The following is a 7,293-nucleotide window of genomic DNA, read 5'->3' as shown; positions in this document are numbered from 1 at the left end:
GAAGTGGTCGCACCAGATTCCAGGCCCTGGATGTAGGTGTGGGTGATGCGCAGGGGTTGGTGTGGCAGGTCGGCGACCATCGGCGTGCAGAGGTCGGCGCCGACGTCGAAGAGTTCGTTCAGGATCTGGCGGAGGACGTCGGTGATGTCGCTCGGGAGGTTGCCGAGGGGCGAGCGCGGTGCCGATGGTGGCGTTGGTTTCGTCGGTGTCGGCGTAGGCGCTGATGCGGGGGGTGGGTTTGGGGACTCGGCCGCCGTGGCCGAGGGCGGCGGTGTTGGGCGGCGGCGGTGGGGTTGTAGGGCGGTTCGGTTTCGGGTGGCCGCGGGTTTGAGGCCGCTGTCGGGGTTGATCCAGAGCCGCTCGGCGCTCGGCCTGGCGGTCTATGGACCGGGGTAGTTGGGGCCTGCCTCCCGGGCTTCCAAGATCCCCGCCGACCATCTGGACGGGCTGCTAGTCTCGCCGCGTGGAGCCCTCCGGGTTAGTCGCTGAAGGCGTGGATTTCGTTGGTACCGCACAGCTTCTTCTGACCGGCCCGTTCTATCCCGGGGCGGATCCGCTGGACGAGCGGCCGGTGTGCTCGATACCGGCCGACGGGGTACTGGACACCGCGGGTCGGATCGTGCCGGTGCGGCGGCCGATGGACCAGTTCCTGCGGGGGTCGCTGACCTTCGGAAATCCGCCCTTCGAGCTGCTGACGCACTTCGCCGGGTCCGAGCAGTTCGACGCCGAGCTGTCCGCGGTCGTCGAGCAGGCGGCCGGTCTTCCGCTGCGGCTGAAGGTCACCGGCATGATCTTCCCGGACGGTTACGGTTCGGTAGCCGTGCGCATGGAGGTGGCCGACGGGTGGAACGCCGCCCGGGGTGCGCTGATCGACCGGTTCGGTCCGAATGGCCGGGACGCGGTCGTCGGGAAGATCCGCGACGTCCTGTTGCCAGCGTTGGTCGAGGTGTCCGACCGGTGTTGTCCCGAGGCTTCGGGCGAAACCCTGCTGCCGTACTTCAATCTCACCTATGTGGGGGAGACCTCGCACCAACTTCCCGGTCGCGGCACCCTTTCCGACGAGCTTCGTCAGCTCGTCTATCCGCGCTCACCCGCACCGATCACATCGGACTCACCGTGGGCCGACGAGTTCTTCTATGCCGGGTACGCCTTCTCGCTGCTGGCCGCCCCGGATCCGCGGCACACCCTCGACCAGCTCGAACACCTGCTGCTGCACCTGGACGTCCGCTATGCCCGGATGGACCGCAGCGCTGCGTCCGCCGACCGGCTGGTCCGGGCGTCCCTCGCGGAGGAGAACCTGGCCTGGCTCATCGGCCTGGAGTCCCGGTTGCGTGCCGACTACCAGGCGCTGGTTCGCCCGACCTTCAGCTACGACCACCACGTCCTCAAGCTTCGTGACAGCCTGCTGTACGCCTGGGAGACCGACAAGACCCGGGAACGCACCGACACCCTGCTGCAGATGGCCCGGCAGGCCGTCGAGCGCAAGCTGGCCGCGGACCAGGCGCGGCGGGTGGCCAGGGTGAACCTGGTCGTCACGATCCTGGTCATCGTGAACGTCGTCGCGTCCATCGAGTCGGCGGTCAACCTGTGGCGGATCTGGTTCGGATCACCGTAGCCTCCGATCATGGATGTCTTGATCTGCGTCGCGGATGGGGTGATCCATGACGGTCTCGACTATGCCGACCGGATCGGCGAGCGATTGGCGGCGGCCGGTCTCACCTCCGCGCGCTGCGATCTGACCAGCCTGCCGGCCGAACTCCCACGCCCGGACCGGGCCTACGTGTTCACCGGCGGCGAGACCTCGGTTCATTCCGACGCGGGGTGGATGCGTTCGGCGATCGGCATGACCCGGCGGCTGGTGGCGGATCGGGAAGGCACGCAACCCGGGATCATCGGGATCTGCCTCGGCGCGCAGATCATTGCCGAAGCCCTGCACCCGGACTCGATAACGGCATCCAGCGCGATCGAGGTGGGGCTCACGCCGGTCACCCGGCCGGACAACCACACCGAACAGGTCGTGCCGTCGTTTCACTACCAGGCGATCGCACCGGAGATCAGCTCGGTCGCCGGGGTACGCATCGAATGGCGCAACGAGCACTCCGCGGTCCAGGCGTTCAGCTACCGTGACCACGTCTTCGGCTGCCAGTTCCATCCGGAGCTGACCGCGACGGACGTGCACGAACTCATCGACTTCCACACGGATGTGATCAAGCGGTGGCACGGGGACGTCGATGCCGCGCACCGGTCCGTCGAACGCCACACCGCCGCGCTCGACGCCGATCTCTTCCGCCGCACCGTTGTCGACCGGATCCGGCGGGTGTCCGGTTAGGTCTGTTCGGTTGGCACAGGTCGAGCCCGCTGGCCCCGCGGCGGGAGGGCCAGCGGATCCGGATACGGGAGTTCTACTGGCGCTACCACAACTGTGCGACGGGAACCCGTCGGCACGTCAACTCAGGGCAACAGGGTCCCGCCGCGTCGTCGAGGCCGAAGATGACGAAGCTGGCCGGCGACCAGGCGTCGGTACCACTGGTGCTGAGGCGGATGGCGCGGCACCGTCTTCGATGGTGTCGGCCAAGGTTGACGGCAAGATCAACTCGTTGCAGGGCGGACCGACCTGACCGCGGTGATCGCGGCGGGTTCGGCGAGGACCGCGCGACCAAGTGTGGATCAGGATGGGGAGTTCGATTCGGGCCTGGTGTTGGACGGCGTCGGGTTCGTGCATGAGGGCTTCATGAGCCAGCCCTCTAACGGCCCCGATGAATAGGCGCACCGTCGTGGGGGCGGGCATCGGACCCTGGCCAGCGATGTCGCCGGGACCGGGGAACCTGCCCACCCAGCTGGACGCGGGCCATTCTCGGGTTTCGTCTCAGCGTCGCCGAGCAGCCGATCCACAGTCAGCCGGGGCATTCGGTTCTCAGCAGGTCGCTCGTCGGCTCAGCCACGGGGGTATTGGTAACGGAGCGGCGCAGGCCGGGACTCTGTGTGACGCCGTCCCGGGGGACAGGTGGTGTCACGGCCGCGCAGCTGCGAAGAAGGAACGTATTTTGCAAGCCTTCTACAGGCCGTAGTCACGCGCTCACCAGTTGAAGTGTGAGGATAAACACTCGCCCGTGACGTATTCGTGTTCGTTTCGTAATGTGACGCGCGCTGCGTGAGGATCTTGCCCCGTCCCCTATACGAGGGTGTTCCCGAATGCCGGGTCGACATCGACAGAAGAAGACCGCCAACTGGAAGCTGCCTACCGGAATCGGTGCCGCCCTGGCCGCGGGCCTGGTCGTGACCTTCTGGGCGGTCAGCGTCCCGGAGCGGTCGGCCGAGCCGATCGCTTACCTGACCGTCCCGTCGAACACCTCCCGCAGCCAGGTCCTGCGGCCTATCACCACGACCACCGCGCCGCCCGCTCCGCAACCTCCTCCGGTGACCACCGCGCCACCGCTGACCACGACGACCACGACCGCACCGAAGACCAAAGCAACGCCCCCGGCGTCGTCCTGCCCGACCACCCTGGACGGAGTCAAGCCGCATGTCGCGCAGGTGGGCAACCACCTCGCCGGCAGGTTCGACGTCGACGACATCGGCGGCGTCGCCGGCCGGGGCGGCGCCAGCGACCATCCGGCGGGCCTGGCGCTGGATTTCACAGTCGACACCACCACCGGTGACACCTTGGCCGAATACGTACTGGCCAACCGCCGGGCGTTCGGCGTCAACTACGTGATCTGGCGCCAGCGCTACAACGACGGCAGCGGCTGGTCGGCGATGGAGGACCGGGGCAGTCCCACGGCCAACCACATGGACCACGTGCACGTGTCGTTCCGCGCCACCGCGACCGTCAAGGTCACCTGCTGATCCCTTCGAGCAACGTGTCGAACGCCGGATGGCTCAGCCACCGGCAAGCGCCCGACTCGCGGCATGAGCGGACGTTGGCGTCCGGGCGAGTGCGATGACGGTCTCCCCCCGCAAGTCCTGACGAAGCGTCGAACCTGACGTGGGCGGAGCGGTCGATCACCTGCTCGGACGCTCCATGAGTCGAGGTCAAACTCCCGCCGCGATACGTCGTGTGGGGTGACGGCACCAGCGACGAAATGTGCACCGGGACTCTCATCGCCACACCTGCGACTTGAAGGCGACTTTCTTGCCTCGGCGTCCACGCTCAGATGCTGCACGCCGCGACCGCCTCCCCGATCGGCCCGCTGGTGTCATTGGCGGCCGAACACCCGACCGTCACCGGCCTGGTCATCGCCTTCGGCGAGGTCGCTGTCGGGCTGGGTACTCTGCTCGGACTGTTCACCCACATCGCCGCACTCGGCGGGTTTCTCCTCGCGCTGAGCCTCTTCCTGCCGCCGCTCACACTCTCCGTGTCGGATTTCCCGGTCGACTTATCCGATCGGGCTTCATGGTCGTCGGGCTGGGCTGGGCTTGCGGGCGGTGAAGAACAGGTAGTCCGGGCCGCCGTGGGTGATGACGTCGTCAATGAGCTTGTCGAAGCCAGATAGTCCTTCCTGGCCGTAGCGATCGGTCAGGTTCTGGCGATCGGCGTGCATCCGGTCGCGCCACATCCGGGGGGAGTTCTCGATGTGCTTGGTGGCGTCGAGAAGCTCAATGGGCTGAAGGCCGGCCCGGCGGATCATCGGGCCGAACTCGTCGAACCCGATGATCGGGCTCAACGTGTCGAGCCGTTGGTAGAGGTCGAGCAGCTCCCGCCGCACCTCGCTGACCGGGGAGTTGAGGCAGAAGTCCGCGGCGACCAGGCGGCCGCCGGGCCGAAGGATCCGGGCGATCTCGCCCAGCACCGGGTCGCGCGGCATATGAATGAGCGACTCCACCGCGATCGCGGCATCAAACGACGCATCTGGTAGCGGCAACGCCAGGGCGTCGGCGAGTTCGAAGGTGACCAGTTCGGCCATGCCCTCGGCTGCCGCCAGCGCGGTCGCCTGCCGGATCTGCGAGGCGACGTTGGAGATGCCGGTCACCCGTGCCCCCGTGGCCCTGGCCAACCGGATCGCCGGTCCGCCCATTCCGCAGCCGACATCGAGCACCCGGTCTCCGGCGCCCACCCCGACCCGGCTGATGATCTGATCGGTCAGGTTGTCCAACGCCCGCTCATAAGTGGTGCCGTCATCCGGCGACGGCCAATACCCGTGGTGGAAGTTCGGCCCGTACAGGCTGACGTAAAAGGCCTCGATTTCCTCGTAGTACTTCCGGGCTTTCTCGGTCATCGTGGTAGTCGAAGCTGCCATGACACACACCTCCTGGCACGCCAGGCTGCGCCCGCCGCCGTGACCCGAGTGTCACTCTGTGTTGATCGAGGCGTTCGGCGGAGCGCCGAGCCGGGTCACCCGGGTCAACCTGAGGCTGTGAGCCGCACACCCTTGCCGTTCCTGGTGATCGTCAGGGTGTGGCCGTCGATGCGGTAGGAGGCCTCGCCGTCGAACACCTCGGTGACCGCCTGCTCGACGGTCATGATCTCCGGCGCGCAGGCCATCAGGGTCGTCGGGCCGGGTTCGAAGGTGAGCGTCGTGTCCGAGGCGCTGTACTTCACGCCGCGCAGGTTGCACAGTCCGGACACGGTCACCTGGTCGGGGCCGAACACCAGGGTGGCGTCGACGCCGGCCGGCGTGCTGCCGGCGACCTCGCCCTGGATCAGGGTGTCGAGGTGCCAGGTGGTGCCGGTCAGCGGCGCCGCCTTCTCATGCGTGAGGACCAGCTCGGTGTCGCCGGCGGTGAGTACCAGCGTGTCGCCGTCCAGCCGCCAGGACGGCCCACCGGTCAGGAACGCGAGGAGCCGTTCGTCGCTGGCGTGCCGTTCCGGGTCGCAGGCCATCTCGGTGATGCTCAGTTCGGAGGTGTTCAGCCGGCCGCCGGCGGTGTCCACGGGTCCGCTGATGGTGTTGCAGCCGCCGCCCGCCACCAGCCGCCCGTCGTCGGTGAACCGCACCGTGACGGTCGTCCCGGCCGGCCGGGTCGCCGTGAACGTCCGGCCGCTCAGCTCGGAGTCCGGTGGTGCGGCGGGTTCGAGCCGGTCGCCGCATCCGGCCAGGGGGAGGACCACGGCCATCAGGATCGCCAGCGTCGCGTATCGCACGCTTCGAGGACGGGACATCACCGGTCCAGGGTTGCAGCAGCACGGGCCGGGCCCCGTCGTGGGGCCCGGCCCGGGTCGGATCAGGGCTGCGCGACCCAGTAGTTGATGAAGTCCATGACGTCCGGCCGGAACCGGGTGCCACTGTTCGTCGGGTTGGTGCCGGCCACACCGTTGGTGTGGATGCCGATCACGCACCAGCCGACGCACGGGCCGGAGCTGGAGTACCGGTAGACCGGCGACCCGCTCTGCCCGCCGAACGTGTCGACCCAGTACCACAACTTGTTGGCGGTCTGCGAGTAGACGGTGTCGCCGTCCCACCACATCGTCCCGTACGGCTTGTCACCCGGGTATCCCTCGACGTAGAGGTACTGGCCAACCAGGTTCTCGCCGGTGTTGTACGACCAGCCGAACCATCCGGTGGAGTAGCCGATGTCGCAGGTCAGCTTGACCAGGCCGTAGTCGTAGTCGGACGGGTAACCGTTGATCCAGTTCCAGGTGGTCCAGACATCCGCGATGCCACCGCTGCAGGTGCCGAACGGCTTGCTGTTGCCGGTGCGCCCCGGCGTGACGGTGTAGGAGGTGACCCAGCTTCCGTTGAAGTGCACGCAGTGCCCGGCGGTGACCAGCACGTCGCGGCTGAGCATGAAGCCGGTGCAGCCGCCCTGGTTCGTCTCCAGGTGTGCGATCCCACCCCACGGGAAGGTGGAGGGGACGGACTCCTGGACCCGGCCGTCCGGCCCGATCACCGAGTCGGTGCCGACCGGCGCCGCCTTGTCCGTGGCCTTGCCCGTGGCCGCGCCGAGGGATCCGGACTGCCCGCCCGCCGCCGCCTTCAGCGCCGTCGCGGTCTGCGCCGGCAGCGTCACCGTCTTGCCCGTCCCGTTGACCATCGTGATGCCAGCCGGTGCCGGTGTGGGCTCCGGCGCCGCTGCCGCCGCCGGGCCGGCCATCACTCCGGCCAACGCCACCGCCGCGGACCCCGCCACGGCCAGCGCGGCCCTGCGGAGTTTGCGAGCTCTGTCAAGAGAAATCATGTAAGCCCCTTCGTCTGTCGCGGCATCATGCCGCCGCGGAGAAAGAAGCCCACCGCGGTCGCCAAATACCGGCGCACCGCCAGTTCGCCCTTCCATGACCCCGTCGCTGCCCCTACGCGCACCTCCGCACGCCCGACAGTCCGACCTGGTCCACGAGCAGGATGCTCAGCCGAGACG

Annotated in this window: 7 protein-coding genes and 1 pseudogene; 4 read left to right on the top strand and 4 right to left on the bottom strand. The window is 68.1% G+C overall.

Annotated elements, in window-relative coordinates; translation table 11 throughout:
• Window positions 1-438 (bottom strand): annotated as a pseudogene (locus VFO68_RS29690) (hypothetical protein); the annotation flags it as partial.
• Window positions 439-493: 55 nt separating this feature from the next.
• On the opposite strand from VFO68_RS29690, the gene VFO68_RS29685 reads away from it, so the two are divergent.
• The 4 genes from VFO68_RS29685 (at window position 494) to VFO68_RS34355 (ending at window position 4,493) form a co-directional block, all read left to right on the top strand.
• A complete protein-coding gene (locus VFO68_RS29685) occupies window positions 494-1,615 on the top strand; it encodes a hypothetical protein (RefSeq protein ID WP_325161716.1) in 1,122 nt (373 codons plus the stop codon).
• A gap of 9 nt (window positions 1,616-1,624) precedes the next feature.
• Window positions 1,625-2,329 carry a type 1 glutamine amidotransferase gene (locus tag VFO68_RS29680; RefSeq protein ID WP_325161715.1) on the top strand — a complete coding sequence of 235 codons (705 nt, stop codon included), beginning with the start codon at window positions 1,625-1,627 and terminating at the stop codon, window positions 2,327-2,329.
• Between the two features lie 863 nt (window positions 2,330-3,192).
• The gene (locus VFO68_RS29675) at window positions 3,193-3,846 is read left to right on the top strand and encodes a hypothetical protein (RefSeq protein WP_325161714.1); all 654 of its coding nucleotides are present in this window, start codon (window positions 3,193-3,195) and stop codon (window positions 3,844-3,846) included.
• A 308-nt stretch (window positions 3,847-4,154) separates the two neighbouring features.
• Window positions 4,155-4,493, top strand: a complete 339-nt coding sequence (locus VFO68_RS34355) for a hypothetical protein (protein WP_414635601.1) — start codon at window positions 4,155-4,157, stop codon at window positions 4,491-4,493.
• Here VFO68_RS34355 and VFO68_RS29670 read toward each other — a convergent pair.
• From VFO68_RS29670 to VFO68_RS29660, 3 genes are all read right to left on the bottom strand, one after another.
• The gene (locus VFO68_RS29670; RefSeq protein WP_325161713.1) at window positions 4,392-5,237 is read right to left on the bottom strand and encodes an SAM-dependent methyltransferase; all 846 of its coding nucleotides are present in this window, start codon (window positions 5,235-5,237) and stop codon (window positions 4,392-4,394) included. The genes VFO68_RS34355 and VFO68_RS29670 overlap by 102 nt on opposite strands.
• A gap of 104 nt (window positions 5,238-5,341) precedes the next feature.
• Window positions 5,342-6,082, bottom strand: a complete 741-nt coding sequence (locus VFO68_RS29665; RefSeq protein WP_325161712.1) for an META domain-containing protein — start codon at window positions 6,080-6,082, stop codon at window positions 5,342-5,344.
• A gap of 80 nt (window positions 6,083-6,162) precedes the next feature.
• Window positions 6,163-7,116, bottom strand: a complete 954-nt coding sequence (locus VFO68_RS29660; protein WP_325161711.1) for a trypsin-like serine peptidase — start codon at window positions 7,114-7,116, stop codon at window positions 6,163-6,165.
• Window positions 7,117-7,293: the final 177 nt, after the last annotated feature.

This window comes from Actinophytocola sp. (assembly GCF_035712165.1).
Lineage (GTDB): Bacteria > Actinomycetota > Actinomycetes > Mycobacteriales > Pseudonocardiaceae > DASYTH01.
The sequence above is the reverse complement of the archived record's forward strand: the minus strand, read 5'-3'. Positions and strand labels throughout refer to the sequence as shown.

Excerpts from the sequence above, each read along its gene's own strand:
- VFO68_RS29680 (WP_325161715.1), top strand. The coding sequence starts at position 1,625 with ATGGATGTCTTGATCTGCGTCGCGGATGGGGTGATCCATGACGGTCTC.
- VFO68_RS29675 (WP_325161714.1), top strand. The coding sequence starts at position 3,193 with ATGCCGGGTCGACATCGACAGAAGAAGACCGCCAACTGGAAGCTGCCT.
- VFO68_RS34355 (WP_414635601.1), top strand. The coding sequence starts at position 4,155 with ATGCTGCACGCCGCGACCGCCTCCCCGATCGGCCCGCTGGTGTCATTG.
- VFO68_RS29670 (WP_325161713.1), bottom strand. The coding sequence starts at position 5,237 with ATGGCAGCTTCGACTACCACGATGACCGAGAAAGCCCGGAAGTACTAC.
- VFO68_RS29660 (WP_325161711.1), bottom strand. The coding sequence starts at position 7,116 with ATGATTTCTCTTGACAGAGCTCGCAAACTCCGCAGGGCCGCGCTGGCC.